16 protein-coding genes are annotated in these 18372 nt (G+C 38.4%); 10 read left to right on the top strand and 6 right to left on the bottom strand.

All coding sequences use genetic code 11. The features are described from left to right. Positions 1 to 39: 39 nt before the first annotated feature. Positions 40 to 846, bottom strand: a complete 807-nt coding sequence (locus N473_RS15950; RefSeq protein ID WP_063368780.1) for a hypothetical protein — start codon at positions 844 to 846, stop codon at positions 40 to 42. Positions 847 to 1854: 1008 nt separating this feature from the next. On the opposite strand from N473_RS15950, the gene N473_RS15945 reads away from it, so the two are divergent. After that, on the top strand, positions 1855 to 2538 hold the full coding sequence (locus N473_RS15945) for a hypothetical protein (RefSeq protein WP_155735632.1): 684 nt from the start codon (positions 1855 to 1857) through the stop codon (positions 2536 to 2538). A gap of 135 nt (positions 2539 to 2673) precedes the next feature. Here the strand turns inward: N473_RS15945 and N473_RS15940 are convergent, their stop codons facing one another. Then, positions 2674 to 3546, bottom strand: coding sequence for an SDR family oxidoreductase (locus tag N473_RS15940; RefSeq protein WP_231099580.1), 873 nt, complete (start codon positions 3544 to 3546; stop codon positions 2674 to 2676). A 589-nt stretch (positions 3547 to 4135) separates the two neighbouring features. Here N473_RS15940 and gdhA point away from each other — a divergent pair. Further along, positions 4136 to 5479, top strand: a complete 1344-nt coding sequence (gdhA, locus tag N473_RS15935; RefSeq protein WP_039608935.1) for an NADP-specific glutamate dehydrogenase — start codon at positions 4136 to 4138, stop codon at positions 5477 to 5479. A 211-nt stretch (positions 5480 to 5690) separates the two neighbouring features. Here gdhA and N473_RS15930 read toward each other — a convergent pair whose 3' ends face one another. Next, complete coding sequence (locus tag N473_RS15930) at positions 5691 to 5984, bottom strand: hypothetical protein (RefSeq protein ID WP_063368777.1); 294 nt, start codon at positions 5982 to 5984, stop codon at positions 5691 to 5693. 62 nt (positions 5985 to 6046) lie between these two features. Here N473_RS15930 and N473_RS15925 point away from each other — a divergent pair, with 62 nt between their 5' ends. Further along, complete coding sequence (locus tag N473_RS15925) at positions 6047 to 6367, top strand: DUF2834 domain-containing protein (RefSeq protein WP_063368776.1); 321 nt, start codon at positions 6047 to 6049, stop codon at positions 6365 to 6367. Positions 6368 to 6473: 106 nt separating this feature from the next. Here the strand turns inward: N473_RS15925 and N473_RS15920 are convergent, their stop codons facing one another. Further along, the gene (locus tag N473_RS15920; protein WP_063368775.1) at positions 6474 to 8606 is read right to left on the bottom strand and encodes a winged helix-turn-helix domain-containing protein; all 2133 of its coding nucleotides are present in this window, start codon (positions 8604 to 8606) and stop codon (positions 6474 to 6476) included. Between the two features lie 296 nt (positions 8607 to 8902). Between N473_RS15920 and N473_RS15915 the strand changes: the two genes are divergently transcribed. The 3 genes from N473_RS15915 (at position 8903) to N473_RS15905 (ending at position 11626) form a co-directional block, all read left to right on the top strand. Then, positions 8903 to 9460, top strand: coding sequence for a hypothetical protein (locus N473_RS15915; protein ID WP_063368774.1), 558 nt, complete (start codon positions 8903 to 8905; stop codon positions 9458 to 9460). Positions 9461 to 9534: 74 nt separating this feature from the next. Further along, the gene (locus N473_RS15910) at positions 9535 to 9978 is read left to right on the top strand and encodes a hypothetical protein (protein ID WP_063368773.1); all 444 of its coding nucleotides are present in this window, start codon (positions 9535 to 9537) and stop codon (positions 9976 to 9978) included. Positions 9979 to 10312: 334 nt separating this feature from the next. Continuing rightward, the gene (locus tag N473_RS15905) at positions 10313 to 11626 is read left to right on the top strand and encodes a hypothetical protein (RefSeq protein WP_063368772.1); all 1314 of its coding nucleotides are present in this window, start codon (positions 10313 to 10315) and stop codon (positions 11624 to 11626) included. An 87-nt stretch (positions 11627 to 11713) separates the two neighbouring features. Here the strand turns inward: N473_RS15905 and N473_RS15900 are convergent, their stop codons facing one another. Then, positions 11714 to 12901, bottom strand: coding sequence for a lactonase family protein (locus N473_RS15900; protein ID WP_063368771.1), 1188 nt, complete (start codon positions 12899 to 12901; stop codon positions 11714 to 11716). A gap of 200 nt (positions 12902 to 13101) precedes the next feature. Between N473_RS15900 and N473_RS15895 the strand changes: the two genes are divergently transcribed. From N473_RS15895 to N473_RS15885, 3 genes are all read left to right on the top strand, one after another. Further along, a complete protein-coding gene (locus tag N473_RS15895; protein ID WP_063368770.1) occupies positions 13102 to 13728 on the top strand; it encodes a LysE family translocator in 627 nt (208 codons plus the stop codon). A 101-nt stretch (positions 13729 to 13829) separates the two neighbouring features. Further along, positions 13830 to 14081, top strand: coding sequence for a hypothetical protein (locus N473_RS15890; RefSeq protein ID WP_063368769.1), 252 nt, complete (start codon positions 13830 to 13832; stop codon positions 14079 to 14081). Between the two features lie 15 nt (positions 14082 to 14096). Continuing rightward, the gene (locus tag N473_RS15885) at positions 14097 to 14450 is read left to right on the top strand and encodes a hypothetical protein (protein WP_063368768.1); all 354 of its coding nucleotides are present in this window, start codon (positions 14097 to 14099) and stop codon (positions 14448 to 14450) included. A 35-nt stretch (positions 14451 to 14485) separates the two neighbouring features. Here the strand turns inward: N473_RS15885 and N473_RS15880 are convergent, their stop codons facing one another. Continuing rightward, positions 14486 to 16024 carry a M20/M25/M40 family metallo-hydrolase gene (locus tag N473_RS15880; RefSeq protein WP_063368767.1) on the bottom strand — a complete coding sequence of 513 codons (1539 nt, stop codon included), beginning with the start codon at positions 16022 to 16024 and terminating at the stop codon, positions 14486 to 14488. Between the two features lie 388 nt (positions 16025 to 16412). On the opposite strand from N473_RS15880, the gene N473_RS15875 reads away from it, so the two are divergent. Beyond that, positions 16413 to 18326: a Hint domain-containing protein gene (locus N473_RS15875; protein WP_063368766.1), complete on the top strand. Its 1914-nt coding sequence runs from the start codon at positions 16413 to 16415 to the stop codon at positions 18324 to 18326. Positions 18327 to 18372: the final 46 nt, after the last annotated feature.

Here is an 18372-nt window from a genome sequence, read left to right as displayed (position 1 = left end):
AAGTGCTAGGCACTTCTTTTGAGGTTTTCGAAGTATGAATTACTTATAAACAGTGTAATCTACTTCAAGGTTGATGTCGTTTTCACCAGAAACCACCCATACTTGCGTACGCTGGATGCGGCCAACAGGACTGTGACAAGTCACGACTTGTCTGAATGCTGGGCCAGAGTAATTGTATACAGCGTTTTCAAGACCGTAATGGTTTGTGTGGAATAGTGGTGTACTGTCATAACCGTTGAAAACACGAGACTCAAAGCCTTCATTCATTGTCGCAGAGCAATATGTATCTTTGTTTTTGTTGTCAATGTGCAATGACGAAGTGTAGCTTACTTGATCATACCAGCCACGACCGCCACAATGAGAGCTTGAACCAGTGCAGTCTGGCATTTTATATTCGCCAACACCGACTAGATTCGTCTCCCAAGTGATTTCAGGTAGTGCAGAGAATTTATGATATACCTTGTACTGATCTCCCGCTAAAGTTTGACAGTTCAAAGCTAAAACACGGTTCCGCTTTAACTGCTCATCAGAGAAACCAGCATTAAAGTGAACCGTATCGACCATAGTTGCGCCAATACCCGCTGTACCAATTTTGACAGTGCCATATTGTTGACCTGTGAGTTCGTCAAAGATGTACCCACTTGTACACTCAGAACCTGCTTCTTTGTAATAAACCCAAGCTTCAAAAGAGCGAGCACTTAAAGAGTCTGTTACGATTCGATCGACAGCGCCATTTGCGTAAGAGGTTGCTCTATCATAACCATCTAGATCTTGCACGGCTGTTTGGGCAAATACTGAGGTTGCTAATAGGCTAGATGTAAGCGCTGCGAGTAATTTAAGTTTCATTGGTAACTCCATTGTTTTTAACAGGATGCTTTTTCCTGATTATTGGCCTGACGCAGATGTATGTCCTTAGTTGAGAACTTACATCTTGAATATAAATTTATTCATGCATCGAATTCTATTTAATCCGTTAGTATTGATATATTTTTAATGTATATAGCAATGTTCAAACGACACTAGAAAAGAAAAACCAGGTATTAGCTGGGCTCTAAATTTAGGCTTTTCTTTCTATCCGTTGCGGATTGCCAAATAACCTAACGGCTAATTTTTATTGTGTAAACCCCTTGGAGTTACTTCCGTATTGATGATTATTTTCATATATAAAACTCAATTAATTTGAATTTTATATTCTTAATTTTATATTTAATTTTATTTTTTATATTTCAATAATGTGCTTTTTATCCATTATGAAAGTGTTTTGTTTTAATGTAACTTTATGAAATTATTAACTATAAGTTTGAACTTGCTAAACGGTGTTGAGCTAAAAAGGTATATAGTAATAAAAGTAAAGTTAAGGGTGGTGTTTAATAAGTGAGCTGTTGCTAAATTCTCAGTTATGAAAGTGGAATTTTTACAATGGACAAAAATGATTTTTGATGTAAAAAATAGGACTATAAAAAATTAAAAAATAATTTTTATTTTGATCTAAATCTATTCTTCGCTCTAATTTGTTTTTCAAATGAGAGGGGATCACGTAACTTTGCTCAGCTTACTTATGTATTATAGAGTTGTTTTTGGTGCTACATAAGCACAGTGTTCTTAGGAGTCTGTCATTTCCGTTTGTTGCCTATATTGTCAACAGCTAAGAGTGGCGCAGCATAAAAGAGAGTAGTAACCGCAGTAAATGTTAATGACACGCATTTAAATTATTAGTAAAGTGAAGCGTGTAAGTATTGAATAAAACTGCTTGTTTTTAGGTCGTCGATTTGAAAACCTGTAACCAAAAGCTACAGTGAAAAGAGTACATTAATTGGTGTTAAGTAAATAAAAGTATTGCCGAGGTTTTAGAGTGTGTTGATAGATGTATTACAGATCAGCTATTTATCGAGCGTAGTGATTGTATTTTTGATTACAATATCCTTGATATCCATTCAGCAGGGACTACCGAAATTCCAGCGACTAGAGCTTGCATTGTGTTGGTTGATGATTTTGTCACCTGCCGTTGAATTTATGAGCTTACTTGAATTTGACATTCCATGGTTGGCAGTCGCATTTATACATGCTTCGCCCTTGCTGCTTGGTCCATTGATCGTTTTTTATCGGCAAGAAATGAGCAACATGCGGTCGGGGTACTGGTGGCCTTGCATACATGCTATCCCATTCCTTTTGTTTTTTACTTATCGCTTGATAGAAAGTATAGAAATCTCTTTGGTTGCGGGCGTTTTATACCTAACACAAATTATTTTCTATCAAGTTAACCTGATTAAAGCGTGTTGGTCTGAGCAGACATTTCAATTTCCTAAACCAAAATCTGCTGTTGCGCTCATTCCTCATAAGGTATTGGTCGCATTTTACTTTGTATTTTCACTCGCAGGCGTGGTTCAAATGATTGGCTACTTGTTCAATCTTGAGCAAATATGGCTGCTTTTACACGTCACAAATACATTTGTGTTCATCTATGTCGTGTTACTTTGCAGAGGGTATATAAACTTGTTGCTCAAAAAGTTGGATAATTTAAATCAACCTTCTTGTTAGATTTTACAACTATGCTTTTGTGGCATATTACTTAATGTAATCACCGCCTAACCAATAGGTTAGGCGGTTTATTTATACATATGTTTAATGCTGGTTTTTGATGCTTCGCTAATTTAACATCAGTTAAGTGATATTCTAGATAAATGCGGCACGGTTTTGAGTAACAAACTCTTTAAGGGGTGTGAGCTTCCTGCCAAGCAGCGCCTCTCCATCAGGGCTTACCACAGCAGCTTGGTTGTCTGCAAATAGGTTAAATAATTCAACTAACCCCTCTGCTTGCCATTGCGGCCACCCAGCATCAAGCAATGATGCTAATGTGGTTTCATTGTCTGGTGAAATATGCGTAACGTTTGTGTCTAATACCGTACTAAACGTGTGTGCTATTTCATCACCGCTGAGTAGTTCGGGGCCTGTGATGTTGTAAGCCTTATTATGATGCGCATTAGATGTTAAGACATTGGCTGCAATTTCACCGATGTCGGACACCAATAAAGGTGCAAATTTACCAGTACCTGTACCTAGGTAAAGGGTCCCTTGTTTAATGCCATCAGCCCAGCCAAGCAGATTATCTTGGAAAAAGATGGTACGTAAATGTGTCCAGTTAAGGCCCGAATTCTCAAGGTACTTTTCGCCAAAACGGAATTGGCGTCCAAATAAAATCGCTTCATATTCGGCACCAAATACAGAGTAAAATATAAAGTCTTTGACTGACTTCTCTGCGATGGCTGCATCTATGACTAGCTTGGCGTGTTGCTCACGCTCTAAAACGTTTCCAGTAATGTAAAAGACTTTATCTATGCCATGCATTGAGGCGGTCAATGTATCTGGTTGATCGATATCCATAATGCGTGTTTTTAAGTTGGGAAATTGTGATTTTAGTGCTTGCGCTTTTTCTTCGCTTCTCACACCTGCGATAATTGTATCCTGCAGATTTGTCTTAGCGAAAAGGGCTTTAATAGTTGCAATACCGTTAAGGCCAGCTGCACCGATGATAAGAATATTAGACATAATCATTTCTCCAATTTATGACGTTTTTTGCTTTGATGGGATGATTTTATGTTTAATTTTTAAGATTAAAAATTTCAAAAATATGGGCTTATCATTCTTATTTTTGAAATTTCTGGTTTTGCACATGCATGCTTCGAGTTGTGCGTCAATACACCATTGCGACCTATGTGGATTAATTTGTATTCAGAGACATCAGTGCCATGTTTTGCAATGAGACCAAGTACGATAAAAGTTGTGGGAAGTGACATTACATAGCCATTACCTAGTGGCTGAATATCGCAAATTATGAAGGTGCGTCAGAGTGACCATAAAATCTAAATATTATTTGTATATAAATTACAACACTCTGTGATAATCCAATTGAATGAGCGTGCCGTATTCACCGGTCTTATAAAATGTCACAGAGCGAACTATATTTTAATCAAGATACTTACTCGTTGTTTGTTGCTCAGCTTATTCTGGTATTGCGAATGAAATGTTCTAAAAACACCAAATGTTGGATTATCAAGGCTGAGTTAACATGACAAATACCACCGCTTGAATGTAGCTAATCTTAGAAGCGCTATTTTAACAAATAAGAAGGTAAAAAATGTACGATGATTTGACACTTGAACATTTTATGGAAGGGCTGATAAAACGTAATCCACATGAGCCAGAGTTTCATCAGGCTGTAAAAGAGGTTGCTGAGTCGGTTATACCATATATTAATAAACACCCCCAATACAAACAAGCACATATTTTAGAAAGGATGACTGAGCCAGATAAAGTCGTCTCGTTTAGAGTTTCTTGGGAAGATGATGACGGCAATATTCGTATCAACCGTGGTTATCGAGTTCAGTTTAACAACTCAATAGGCCCTTATAAAGGGGGGTTGCGTTTTGACTCTTCGGTTAATTTAAGCGTGTTAAAGTTTTTAGGGTTTGAGCAAACATTTAAAAATAGCTTAACTACTTTACCTATTGGTGCGGGTAAAGGCGGTTCGGACTTTAACCCAAAGGGAAAGTCTGATCGGGAGATTATGCGTTTTTGCCAATCGTTTATGACGCAGCTGTATCAGCACATTGGGCCAAATATGGATGTTCCCGCCGGTGATATCGGAGTGGGATCCAAAGAGATAAGTTATCTATTTGGTCAATACAAGCGTTTAACGCATCAATTTGAGAGTGTATTAACTGGCAAGTCACTTGAGTTTGGTGGAAGTTTAATTCGAACTGAGGCTACCGGGTATGGTAACGCATACTTTATGCAAGCCATGTTAGCGCATCAGGATGATGAAATAAAAGGAAAGACATGTTTGGTCTCAGGGTCAGGGAATGTCGCGTTACATTGTGCTGAGAAAATCATTCAATTGGGAGGGAAAGTTCTGACACTTTCTGATTCAGGCGGCACGCTGTTGGTCCCTGAGGGAATAGATCAAGACAAACTCAATCTCATCAAAGAGGTCAAAACTAACCAAAGGAAGCGATTGAGCACGTTAACAGAGCAGTTCTCGTGTGAATTTTTTGAAGGTAAGAAGCCATGGCATATCAAGGCAGATCTTGCGTTTCCATGTGCGACTCAAAATGAACTCAATGAAGCAGATGCAACCATTTTAGCTGAGCATGGGTGTATTGCGGTATCTGAAGGCGCAAATATGCCTTGTACCCCAGAAGCGGTGCATATTTTTCATCAGCGAGGTATTTTATATGCGCCAGGTAAAGCGGCAAATGCTGGTGGCGTGGCTGTCTCTGCATTGGAGATGTCTCAAAATAGCATCAGAATGTCGTGGTCTGAACAAGAGCTTGAGCAAAAGTTACACATGATAATGCAGCAAATACACGACCAATGTGTGAAGCATGGTACTCAACATGGCAAGGTTAATTACGTTGATGGAGCAAACATCGCTGGGTTCATTAAGGTAGCGGATGCGATGTTGGCGTATGGCGTTGTTTAACTTTGGGTCAAACACGTGTGTTTTGGTACTCTGACTTAGAAGCAAACTACATAAGCCGGTAGTTTATAGCTCCCAAAATAAGGGAGCTATTCAGTCTGTGTTTATATCTCTTCTAAAATACAAGGTTTAGTGCCACACAGGGCGTGCTGTTGTGGAGTTATTTCAACAAATGCGGCATCAAGTGGAGTATTTTCGCACAGACCGGCATTTTTTAGTGCTGAATTGGCTTAAAGCGCTTCCATGAATTTCTATCGACAAAATGTAATTTTGAGTCTCTGTAGCTGGCGTTATACACAAACTGTAAGCCGCTATAGTATTGAACCAGTAGCTGACCAGAACAGTCTTGTGATGTGAAATGTAGATGCCTTTCGGAGAGGTCATTTGGTCTAAACTGTCTGAAAGTGCTACTTTCAACTGGTGCAAGATCCCATACTAGGCCACTATTTAGGTAGCGAATGTCGATAACGTGCCCAATTTGAGTTACACCATGACCTTGAAATAGCATGGCAATTCCTTTTTAGGTAACTTACTATATGGTCATTTTAAATGGCGGATAATAAGGAAGTTATGAAATATATCTATGGCGTTTTATGTGTTTTAGGTGCTGTGCTACCGTTCTGTGTATTTCTTTCTTGGCTTGCAGAAAATGGGCCGAACTTGTTACTGTTATACACTCAAATTAGCACTAATCCTTTGTCGTCTATGGCATGGCTCGATGTCATTGTTTCTGCCTTTGTATTGGTTGCTTTCATTATTTATGAAGGCAGGCAGCTGAAAATGAAGCTTTTGTGGCTGCCTATTGTAAGTACATTCACTGTTGGGGTATCACTTGGCTTACCTTTATTTTTATTAATGAGGGAGCTGCATTTAGAGAAAACAAAGCTTTAAATGAGTTCAAGGTGGTGTTGCTGCATGACTTTTGACGTTGTGATATTCAAATAGAGGCGCTGCTTTAACTAAATTGAAAAAGCAGCCAGCCTAACAACCCGACATGTCATTTGTTTAATATGAGTTCAACGACTTCCTTTTTAGAAGCGATTCTGGCAGTGATAAATATATGTGTATTGTCTACATCATCAATGCTCACAGTATTGCTTGGTAATTTCCCGATGATATTCAGCTGCTTCTCACGTAAATTAAATGACCAAAGTTCAAAGTTATTATTCATTCCATAAATGATCTGGCCTTTTACGATAAAGGGTTTATTGTCGCCACCTTGATTATTTAATGCGGGAATAGGTTCTGCCTCAACACGTCCTAACAACCAAAACTTATCCATTCTATCTGTGTATATCAATTGTCCACTGTCTGTTTTGTCTGCCCAGTTTATACGTTTATCTGTTAATACCTGAAACTGTGACGTATTTAAGTCGTATTCGACTAGCTTTTGCACGCCACGAATATTGGCAAGTGTGAGTGCCGTATTGTGTGCTTTGTTCCAATTAAGCAGCTCTAAAATGAGGTGTGGGGTAGTGTAGTGGTGCTGTGTGCCATCTAGTTGAACGTGAACAAGTTCATTGTTTACATTAGCAAGTATACTTGAACCATCGACCGCCCAATGCATACCGCTTATATAGCTATCAATAGGGAATTGGGTCAATTGGATAAGCTTTGACTGCTCGCTTAACCAAATTTGTTCACTGCCTGAGCGGTTTGATGAAAATGCGATTAAACTGCCATTTGGCTGAACTGTCACCGAGTCTTCTGCAACCGTTGAACGCTCAATGATGTGTTGAGCAAGTGCTAGTGTGCCAGCTTTAACGCGATTGGTCGGAATTGCTGCAATATCGCTGTCGTAGTTGCCTTTGATTACAAGCGCTTTATTTCCATCAGGATGAAAGTTTGGAGAGAATGTCGGTTGATCTAGCGGTATGCTGATATTTTTTACCTCACCTTCAAAAGATAGTGTAAAAAACTGTCTGCCGGTGCTAAAAATAAGGTGATTCTCAATGGGTGAAAAGTTCGCGACTAAAAATCTTCTCCGTTGTGCTTCAGGTGGAAAGTTGATTAGGTTGCTTGAGATGAGTTTACCATTTGAATTAAGAATATCGATATAGTATTTGCTGTCATCATGAATACTGATAACGGAAAATAAATCATCTTTAACTGAGTAGTCATAGTAAACAATATTGCCATTATCTACTTGATAGAGCACCGTACTTTGATTGTTTTGTGCAGAATAGCTTATGAGTTGCCACTGGGTATCTTCTCGTTGCATTAACGCAATTTCATTGTTGTTCAACCAATGAGGTAAGCGGATTTCCGAGGTTTTACATTCTAGTAAAATATTAATTGGTTGGGGCTCTCGAAGGGCCATCTTAAAATCCATGCTAATCAATTGATAACACTTCTTTTGTATCGTTGGTTGTTCGCAGTCCATGGTACGAATAAAGACTAACTGTTTGCCATCGGGAGAGAAGCTGTGGCTACCGTAGCTGTCGATGTTTTCAGTGAGTTTATGTTCTTGCTGTGTGTCTAAGTTTTTAGCCCAGATATTGTTGACACACTCTTGCTGTGAATAGCGGTGAAAAATGATGTATTTGCCATCAGGAGAGTAGATGCTGGCGAATTCTCTCCCATCTGAGGCTGTTAAGGCGCGTATTTCTCCAACTGAAAAAGATTGAGACGTATCTGAAGTGGCAAAATGAGCACCAATGAATCCGCATAATACTAGCGTTGTGAAAAAGAAGAGGAGTTTAATATGCCAACTTGCGAAAATAGTCGGTATGTCTTCAACACTTTTAAGTGGCTTACCTTCCTCTGGAACTAACCGACTTTTCGATGTAGTCAATAATTGGGGCTGTGGCTCTGGTTGCCAGCGGACGTGACACTCTAAACTGTAGCCTTGCTTAGAGTGTGTTTTGATATAAACCTGTCCTTTACCATCGTCACCTAAGGCTTTACGAAGTTGCGCAATACTGCGCTGTAAGCTGTTTGGAGAAACGATAGTATCTGGCCAAACTTCTGACAATAATGTGTCTTGGCTTACCACTTTCCCTTGCTGCTTAGCTAGACTAGTTAAAACCGCCAACGCTTTTGGGGCGACGATTTGTGGCTGTTTATTTCGCGTTATCTGATTTCTGGATAAATCGACAAAAAAATCACCAATCCAATATTGTTTTGCCATAGTGCTTCTATTTCACTCTTTGATTGTTATTATTTCTTTGATGAAACGTTTTAAGCATACCTGCGTTATAGTTAAATTTCAAACTCATAACCATATGATTTTTATGGCTTTAAATTCTAAAGTTTATGGCGGTTAGGTAGTGGGATAGGGCTTGTATTGAGTTGGTTTTTTGAAGTTTATTCGCTGTTTATGACAAAAAACAGCTAAAAATAGGTTAGACTCCTCCCCGTGATAACGACGCTTGAATTAGCTTTGCGGTATGTTTAGTTTCAACTACTTATTAAAAAGACTTTATTATGAAAAACATTTACTTGTCTCTTATCTTACTCTCGTTGATTGGGTGTGCAAATATCCCTCAGCCTTTGGAGGTAAAATCAGATGGTTATTTCCCTGCATCTAAAGAGATTGATCAACAGTATCTTCTCACTAATGTCAAAGCAGACAAGAAATATAAAATCGTTTTTATGCGTGAAGAGATAAGTTACCGTTTGAGAGCAGATATAAAAGAGGGCTACAGCACGGTTCATAGACAAGCCTTACTTGATATGGGGTTTACTGTTTATAACTCTGAAGAGTTAATAAAGTTAATGCAAAATCATAATATTAAAACGGATCGTTTTTTGGTGGACTATGACGCCGTAAAAAAACTCCAAAAGGTCGTTGGTGATATTATGGTGGTAGACATTAAATATTTACCTGAAAATAAAGAATGGAATAGATACACCATAAAAGCATCTAACTTGAGTGAAGAGGTTTACTTTCATATTTCATTTTTACCATTCACATTGAGCTCTTATGAAAAAGGCATGGTATATCCTGCCTTCAACCGGTTTGTCGATTGGTATAGGCAGTGATTATGGTTTAATACGGTACAAACACAGTTTCAATTTTTTTAGACTCGCAAAAGAATATACTTAAGGATAATCAGTTGAAAAAAATAGAAAAAATAGGCTTATGTGCTTTTTTATTGCTTATGACTAATTTTGCACAATCTCAAGGAAATAATGGCATGGCTGCGTGTATCTCATTGCACGAAGTTGTTACCTCGGTCATTGAGCGAAAAGAAAAAGGCATACCTAAACAAGTTATGATAAGCCGACTTGCTCCTAAACGAGTCTTAGAGCAGTCAGAGTTTACTAGCCCGAAAGATATTATTGCGCTGAATATGCATGAAATCATTGATGATATATATGACTTTGAAACTCCAGCTCGAGATGTTTATGCACATTACGCTGTTGAAAAGTGTTTGGTAAGGGTAGATGGAGGCATTGTTAAGCCTTATCAGTTATTATTTTCAAACCTGAAAAAATGCGGAACATTGCACACAGGCATAGTGCAGCGCCAATGTGTGTCAGCTGCTTTGCGTCACTAGGTCAAACTCATAAGATTCACTATTATTTTGGCTTTAGTACGGTGTATCTTTATATAAACGTGATATGTCGCGGGTTATGTTTCGATGACTCCAGTGTTCTGGCTACATCAAATATTCTATTATAATCGCCACAGTCTATTTTTTGACTCTACTAAGAAAGGATTAACTAAATAGTAGGGTTACTATTCGCTGTGGTTGGTATGTCGTATTTTCGCAACGTGTACTTTTATAGCTTTAAATATGTCTTTATTCACTCATGATATAAAAATATAACACTAAAGAAGATATTGCGTCTGCCGATAGGTCTAATCAGAGTGTGTATAAGGAGATCACGATGAAAATAAGACCTGCTATTAACCTTAATTTGTCAAATTCAAAGTTTGCTGAGTCTAATACTTCTATTATAAAAAGTGAAAAACTTGAGCAAGGTTCAAAAGCACTACCGACTTCTACTATAGAGACTCCAGTTGAGACATATAGCCCGTATTCACGAGCTAAGCAATATAGAGTTCATTTGATTAACTTCTCTAGTGATAATGGCAGTATCGCTAAGCCGCCAGAGTATCGTTATGGTGAACTGTCGACATTAGAGGATATTGATGCGTTTCTAACACATGAAGATCGGTTAACAAAAGAGCAGGCAGATATACTTCGCTCTCATGTACCGTCTAAAGAATTACTCTCGTTAATGGATAAAATGGACGATGAAACATTGAGTCAATTCGTCGATGTTTTAGCAAATTCATTTAATGTTGGTAGTGTTCTTGGGGTTGGGGCAAATATGGAAAAAGCACAGGAGTTGGTGTCTGTACTCAACTCCATGTCTGAAGGTGACATAGAAGATACCGTAAGTACATTGACGGCACTCTCTGAACAAGAAAATGAAGATAGTGACTTTGGCTTTTATTTATCGTCGTCTTACCATAAGAATCAAGAAGATGTGACTTTTCGCTCTTTTTCTGAGGCGGCAAATTATAAAACCCTCGCAAGTCAAAAGTTACATTTTGGCAAGATTACTCACCAGTACGTCGATTTATTAGCGAAAAACCGGTACTCGCAAGGAGACATTGAATCAATTAATCAGCATTTGAAAGAAAGCAGTTTCGAACAAAGCCGTGGGATTTTAGATATGGCGACTCATATAAAGAATAATGATCGAGCGTCTTTTCTCAATTTACTTGATGAAGTCGATAAAGACAGTGAAAACAATATATTTGCGTACGTGAGCAGACTTGTAGATGTGGATGAATACACCAGTGCATATGAGAGTTCAGAGGGCGGCAAGGTACTATTTACTGATAAGATGGAAACTGAGTCTGAACGTACAGAGATGTATACTCACCTGTTTGATGCTTATGAAAAGCAAGGCGTTACTTGGATGGAAGATGTTATTGAACATGTGCATGATCATCCACCTCAGGTCCAATCTCAAGTATGGCAAGCGATTAATCAAACCATCGAAGATAACCCGGCTTTATTCGAAAAATCTGATTCTGTAGAAATGTGGATTACAATGCGTCTTTCATCTATACAGCGGGACTTTGAAAATAAGCAAATTGATGAAATTTATGATGCCGCTGAACTACCTGACATACCATATAACTTAGGAAGGCTCAGTTGGATAAAAAATGAAGAGGTGGCAGAGTGATTAAAGTTTGGTTTAATCTCAATTAATTTAAAGAGCATGTGTGATCACAAGCATGCTCTTGTACTCTAGGCTTGAATTGAAATGCGGTCAGATAATCTCAAAAATAAAGATTTCATTATTTTTACCTGTGGTCACAAATACACGCTGACCATCTTGAGATAAACTAATCGAAGATACACCGTTTATATTACTTAGACCACTGTGTTTGATGTGTTCAATTAAAGTCAGTTCACCACTACTAGGTGATTGCCTAAACACTAAAAAACCTTTATCAGCTTCACCAGCTGCGAAGACTAAGTTATGTTTATCAGCATAAGCAATACAGCATGCACCGGATAAACCATCAGTTTGCTTGTGGTCAATTACTTGAATAAGTTCAAAATACTCTGAAGCATTTCTTTTAAACACATTAAGACTATTACTTTTGGATGCTGCAACAAATAAAAATTGATTGTCAGGAGTAATGACAATTTGTTGTGGGTTTTGCATGGTTTGGATTTGTTTTTCACGATGAGCAATAGATTGACTTAACCTGTACTTTGCGCTTTTTTCTCTGTGTAAAATAGATATTTTACTCTGCTCGAAGCCGCTGATATAAAGCCAATTTGCGTCTTTAGATTGAGCGATAGAGGTGGGTTTTCCCCAATTATGATTGGGCAGCAACTGGCCTAAGAAATTGAGCTTCCCCGAACTGTTGACCTCAAATGTACTAACGGCATTGCTTTGATAACTGGCGACATAGAGCGTTTTATTGTCTTGTGAAATGAGTGTATCCCATGCACCAATGAGCTTAAAAGTGTCTTTATCGCGGACCTTTTTATAGTCACGAAATGCCTGTTTCATATCTATGTGATCAGTAAGCGTTTCTACATGTTTAAATTGCCCGTTATCGCTGCGTTTAAATGTCGATAATGAACCACTATAAAAAGATGAAACAATAGCAATATCGCTGTCAATGACATAAGAAATATCAGAAGCCCCTTCAAGTGCCAGTTGGTGATTGTGCTGCTTTGAAAAACTTTGAGAATATTGAAATTTTTGCTGCTCATTTTGCTTAAAAATGGACAGTGCATTGCTATCACCACTCACAACCAAAAGCACTTGTGCTGCGGTGTTAAACACATATCTAGGGTTGGCTATTTCAAAGTGAGGGTTATTTGCATTTTTAATTGTTTGTTTGTGTTGTAGTGGGCTTTTGTTTGTAATTACTTGATCTGCTAATGTAAGAGAGGACGCGCATGCCAGCACAAATAAAGAGAGTGTACGAAAGATCATAATCGGTACTTAATTTCATAAAGTAACCCTATATGAACATGCAAAAGATCATAAATCAACCTATAAGCTCATGATCAAATTGAACTTTTCGTGCTTAAATTGCTAAAGAGCGTGACGGCTAAAAAAAGTATCATGTTTTAGAATTGTATATTTTAATATAATTTCTAATTCGCTTTGTATAATACACATAGGAAAAATAAATGGATTTAAGTGCTTTCTTTATATTTTTGATTGCTTGTTTAGCGATTAACTTGGTCCCTGGCCCCGATGTAATTTATATCGTCACAAATACGATGAAAGGAAAGGCAAAGGCGGGTTTGAAAGCCGCCGCAGGATTAGGTGTAGGCTATGTATTTCATACTATTGCAGCATGTCTAGGCTTGTCGGCTATTATTTTAAGCTCGGCAGTATTATTTAGCATCATTAAATTCTTAGGTGCTGCCTACTTGTGTTACTTGGGCATTAAATGCTTGTTATCGTTCTACCAAAAAAAATCAAATGTCAGTTTACAGTTAACACAAGAACGACAGGGCAATATTTTCATTCAAGGTATTGTCGTTAGTGTCTTAAATCCGAAGGTGGCATTGTTTTTTCTTTCTTTTTTGCCTCAATTCATCGATCCACACAGTGAAAATCCTACTTGGGTTTTACTTATTTATGGCCTTACTTTTAGCACCATGGCAACGTTGTGTAACTTAGCTTATGCCATTGCGGGCAGCTGGGCATTTAGCCAAGCAAAAACAACTCACTATACGCGTATATTAGAAGGGGTATCTGGAGTCATGTTAATTGGACTTGCAGGCAAAATAGCATTAGACAATAAATAAATTGCGATATTTACAACTAGAAGCAGTTTTCGAGTTTTTTCATACCATTTTTTCAAAAAATTATAGTATTTTAAGAGGGTAATAATGAGAAGAACTCTATTATGCACAGCATTGTGCAATTAGAAAAAGATGATCCAGTCGACACCGAGCACCAATACGATAAGGTTGATTTATTAGAGAATACATTTACCGTGACAGATGGTGCGTATCAGTTTTTAGGGTATGAGTTTCAATGTGGTGCAGACATGGGGTTTAGTAAATTATTTGATCTAAATAATTCAGGTGGTACAGTAAATCTGACTTTCGCTTACTCTGGGGAAGGCAAAGTTACGCTCACACGATGGAACCAGTGATTTGAAGGAACTGAAATGAAAGTAAAGGATTGTTTTTCTCATGTGTACGCTTGTTTATTGGTCATCATTTCACTGCTTTTACTTGTGCCAAGTTTTGTTCCTGGTGCTATGTCTGTGTTGGCTTTTTACTCGTCGATTTTTGTTCTAGCGCTTTCTATTCTCACTGTTAAGCGTGGTCGAAGCTGGTGTTTTAACATGACCGCTTTGTCTGTAACTATAGGTACGCTATTTATCAATGATTTTTTGAGGTTGTTTGACCCAATACCAACCGCCACTTGGACGAGTAAAGGTATCTTATACGCAGTAGTTGCTGTGACAATGTTTATCGGTATTAGGCGGGTTCAACGTTATGTTGAACCGACAAGTTAGCAATATGAGAGCAGCCATTGTGCTGGCTTCTGAGTTTATAGTTGTTGATTTAGTACAGAAGCAATGGACGCTATCCCTTCTAGAAAATTTCCTACCCGAATATTTTCGTTAGGACTGTGTTGGTTATTGTCCATATTTACACTAGGTACTATGGCCGCTGGAATGTTTAATGTATTCACTATTGGTGCAATGGGGATTGAACCGCCTCCTGAGCGCAATATAATCGGCTTTTGACCATAGAAACTTGTCATGCCTTCGATGGCAACTCTTCCAGCCAGTGAATGAGGTTCGCTTCGAAATGAGCCATAAATTGAGCGTGACTTCATGGTGACAATATACGGATATTTCATACGCTCTTCATGAGTAGGGAGACGGTCAATTACAAAATATCCAAGTCCTTCAATGTGTTTTTTTACCAGTTGTATTAGTCTGTCTGGGTTTGATTCTTGCACCAGTCGTATATCTAGTTCTGCGATGGCCTTACTGGGTATAATTGTTCTAGCTTGTTGTTCGACCCATCCACTGTTCATACCGCGAATGTTCAGTGAAGGGTATTGGATAGACTCTTGAAGCGTATTTCCTACTTTATCGTGGCTTGAAAAGCCGAGCTGTGCTTTGAGCTTTGTCTCATCATCAGGCACTTTCGCCAGTCGTGTTTTTAATTCGTCATCAAGGTTTACACCATCATAGAAGCCAGGAATGATTACTCTACCATTTTGTGATTTCATTGACCCCAGAATTTGAGCAAGGTGCAGAGCTGGGTTAGGTGCATAATTGCCATAATGGCCGCTATGTTGGGGCTGATAAGCTCCGAAAGTAGTAAGTTGTATTGTTGCTATCCCTCTTGCACCTAGTGCAACTGTCGGTTGATTTGAATTGTGAGGTGGGCCGTCAAAAATAAGCAATAAATCAGCTTGTAGTTTTTGCTTATGCGCAACAATGGCATCTGGGAGGTGTGGTGAGCCGATCTCTTCTTCGGTGTCCATGATGATCTTTAAGTTATAGTTTAGGAGTATTTTTTGCTCATTCAATATATCCAATGCAACAAGAAACTGTGCAATGGGGCCTTTTGAATCTGAGGCGGAGCGCGCAAATATGCGTAAATTCGGATCTATTCGATTATTTAGTTGCGACCATGGAATAATCTCCCAAGAACCATTATCTGTTTGCGTTTTTAATACGGCTCGATAGGGGTTAGGTTGTTGCCAAGCTGAGGGGGCAACAGGTTGACCATCTGCTTGAAGATAGACCAGCATAGTCTTTGTAGCTTTGGGATTAATGCGCTCTGCATAAACGAGTGGGCTGCCCGACATATCAAGCGTTTGCGCTTTAAAGCCTCTCTGGCTAAATGCTTTGATTAGCCAATTGGATAACTGTTTGATGTCTTCTGGGTTATGTGTGTCATTGGGTAGACTGAGTAGTTCTCTAAATAGCGCAATCGCATCGGGTGTTTTAGTTTTAACTGCCCGTTTTAGTTCACTGTTACTTAAAACCTCTGTGGCTGGTGCGTGAAATGGCAATGTGCAAATTAAAAATATATACGATAAAGTTGTGTATTTTATTGTTTTTATCATCTCTAAAACCTCCTTTTTACAAATTTATACTTGGTGTTTTTAAACCCTAATAAGCTTTATCTAAGGTTTATTTTAAATTTAATCATACGGTGTATTTCTGCTTTTGTAATTAGAATGGGTTGTAGGAATGGTAGTGAGTTAAGCAATGACAGTTAACGACTGTATTTTCATATTTGGCAATGCCAAGTTTAGTTTTTTTCTTTTGTGCTGCATTCGTGTTTTATTTAATATGTTGTTAACTCTCCTTGCTAATAAATAGATAATTTCATTATTTTGTATAAATTTATTTATAATTATTTCAAAAATTGAATTTATCCAATCTTTGATGTGAGGCTCGGTGAGTGAATACTTTTACTTTAAAAATTAAATGAACAATAAAGGAATAACAATGAAATTTGCCCTAAGGACAGTATGTTTCGCTTTGAGTTTGATTGCATCACCTATGTATGCAAACGCCCCAAACAGCCAACATGCACCTTCTTCGCCCGCAATCACGCAGTTGGAGAGTAAAGCCGTTGATGCTCTTAAATCTCGTTATATGCGAGCAGGACTGAACCACAAAACGCGCCCGTTTTTATACAAATTACTCACCACAAACAGAGTGTCTGAGCTCGGCTCAAAGGCGCTGCCAATAGGCATGTTATCGAGTAGTTCGTGCCAAGCTTCTGTTGTGCGTGATTGCTTTCACTTCAAAAACCTCGGGTTTACTATTGAGGAGAATGAAAAAACAGGAGAGCAATTTTTAACGACAACAACGATGTACTCTCAAAATGAGTTAGCAGAGTATATATTGTTGGACGTTCACGTCGCCAATACACATGGAGAAACAATCATTGATTATCAAGTGGAAGAGTATTTCGGTGATGGTGCAGAGCAAAAACGAAAGCTTATTTCAGCCAAAGCGCCTTTGAAAGGCATTAAAGAAAAAATTAAACAATCAGATCTGATTGTGACTTCTTCGGTACTAACAACGTTTTTGGACAAACAGGGTGAGCGGAAAACTTTCTATAAGCAAATACAATCTGAGCATGTTTTTGAAAGTATTACTGCATTGATAGGCGGTTCAAATAAGGCGTCATTTAACCTAGTCTCAATCCAACACCCAGTTGATAGCACGTCGAGCTCAGGCGCCGGCATTCCTGATGGCAAAATTAACGTCTGTTTAAATCGTCATCACTTAGACTGTGATTATGTGAGTGCTCATCCTTACGATACACCGGTGGCAGATTTAAGGTTGCGAATACCAATGAAAGGCAGTTATACCGTCTTGGGAAAGGTTAAAAAAATATATCGTCGTGATTGGACGTCGTTTGACGTTGTTGAAGTGTCTGAAAATTACTTATGGTTGAACTATAACCCAGTTAAACATCAACCCTCAGTGATGTCATCTGCAACGAATGCTTACATACAAACAGTAGAAGGGGGCGGAGCACATTTATTTGGTAATACTGAGTTTTCAGATTTAAATAAGGAGTTTGCAGATCATCTTTCTTTAAAATATGTTCAAGGCTGGGATGGGCGCTATAACACTGAGATTTCGTGGGATATTCCTGCTGACAAAGGGGTCTTTGGGGATTCATACCTTTATTCTCGTCAACAAGATGCAAATTGGTTTATCCATTTGTCGGTTGCAACAGAGTATATGAGAGGACCGCGTAAACTCGTCAGAGATTTATCAGTGATTACGGGGACTTTTGATATTCCTGGGTCGTCAAATAGTGATATTTCTCAACTACCACTACAAGTTGTTTATTCTTGTTTAGCAGGCGAGTCTGAAATCACTCTGCTTAATGGGGATAAAAAACCCATTGAAAAGTTAAAGGTGGGAGAGACCGTGCTTGGTAGTAGCCAGTTTTCTCCTGGGCATAAAATACCATTAACCATTTCAGATATTTCGGTGGGAACAGAGATATTGCCTATGATTGAAGTCACAACACAAAAAGGTGCCACACTATTACTGACTGAATCACATCCAGTTGTAACTGGAGCTGGGCAGTCTATATGGGCGAGTAAAGTTAACTTAGGGCAGTCGATAATGACTGAATCTGGATTAGACATAGTCATAAAAGTCAACAAAATTGCTTATGATAAGCCTGTTTACAACCTAAAATTAGCACGTCTAGACGATGCATCAAATGCCATAGAAGGCGAGACATTTAATATGTTTGCAAATGGTTTGTTGGTGGGTGATCTGGCAACACAACTGCAAAATGAATTTGAAGAGGTGTCTTTCTCTCGTGATGACATGCTTAATCGCATCCCATCTTATTGGCACCAAGATTATTTAAACAGCCTTAATTAACATTGAATTGCTTGTTAGGAGATCAAATTCACTTAGCAAGCAATTT

Origin of the sequence: Pseudoalteromonas luteoviolacea CPMOR-1 (genome assembly GCF_001625685.1) — a bacterium.
Taxonomy (GTDB): Bacteria; Pseudomonadota; Gammaproteobacteria; order Enterobacterales; family Alteromonadaceae; genus Pseudoalteromonas; species Pseudoalteromonas luteoviolacea_K.
This window is presented reverse-complemented; position numbering and strand designations above follow the sequence as displayed.

Excerpts from the sequence above, each read along its gene's own strand:
- N473_RS15905 (WP_063368772.1), top strand. The coding sequence starts at position 10,313 with ATGAAAATAAGACCTGCTATTAACCTTAATTTGTCAAATTCAAAGTTT.
- gdhA (WP_039608935.1), top strand. The coding sequence starts at position 4,136 with ATGTACGATGATTTGACACTTGAACATTTTATGGAAGGGCTGATAAAA.
- N473_RS15930 (WP_063368777.1), bottom strand. The coding sequence starts at position 5,984 with ATGCTATTTCAAGGTCATGGTGTAACTCAAATTGGGCACGTTATCGAC.
- N473_RS15925 (WP_063368776.1), top strand. The coding sequence starts at position 6,047 with ATGAAATATATCTATGGCGTTTTATGTGTTTTAGGTGCTGTGCTACCG.
- N473_RS15915 (WP_063368774.1), top strand. The coding sequence starts at position 8,903 with ATGAAAAACATTTACTTGTCTCTTATCTTACTCTCGTTGATTGGGTGT.
- N473_RS15885 (WP_063368768.1), top strand. The coding sequence starts at position 14,097 with ATGAAAGTAAAGGATTGTTTTTCTCATGTGTACGCTTGTTTATTGGTC.
- N473_RS15950 (WP_063368780.1), bottom strand. The coding sequence starts at position 846 with ATGAAACTTAAATTACTCGCAGCGCTTACATCTAGCCTATTAGCAACC.
- N473_RS15895 (WP_063368770.1), top strand. The coding sequence starts at position 13,102 with ATGGATTTAAGTGCTTTCTTTATATTTTTGATTGCTTGTTTAGCGATT.
- N473_RS15890 (WP_063368769.1), top strand. The coding sequence starts at position 13,830 with ATGCACAGCATTGTGCAATTAGAAAAAGATGATCCAGTCGACACCGAG.
- N473_RS15875 (WP_063368766.1), top strand. The coding sequence starts at position 16,413 with ATGAAATTTGCCCTAAGGACAGTATGTTTCGCTTTGAGTTTGATTGCA.
- N473_RS15940 (WP_231099580.1), bottom strand. The coding sequence starts at position 3,546 with ATGTCTAATATTCTTATCATCGGTGCAGCTGGCCTTAACGGTATTGCA.
- N473_RS15920 (WP_063368775.1), bottom strand. The coding sequence starts at position 8,606 with ATGGCAAAACAATATTGGATTGGTGATTTTTTTGTCGATTTATCCAGA.
- N473_RS15900 (WP_063368771.1), bottom strand. The coding sequence starts at position 12,901 with ATGATCTTTCGTACACTCTCTTTATTTGTGCTGGCATGCGCGTCCTCT.
- N473_RS15880 (WP_063368767.1), bottom strand. The coding sequence starts at position 16,024 with ATGATAAAAACAATAAAATACACAACTTTATCGTATATATTTTTAATT.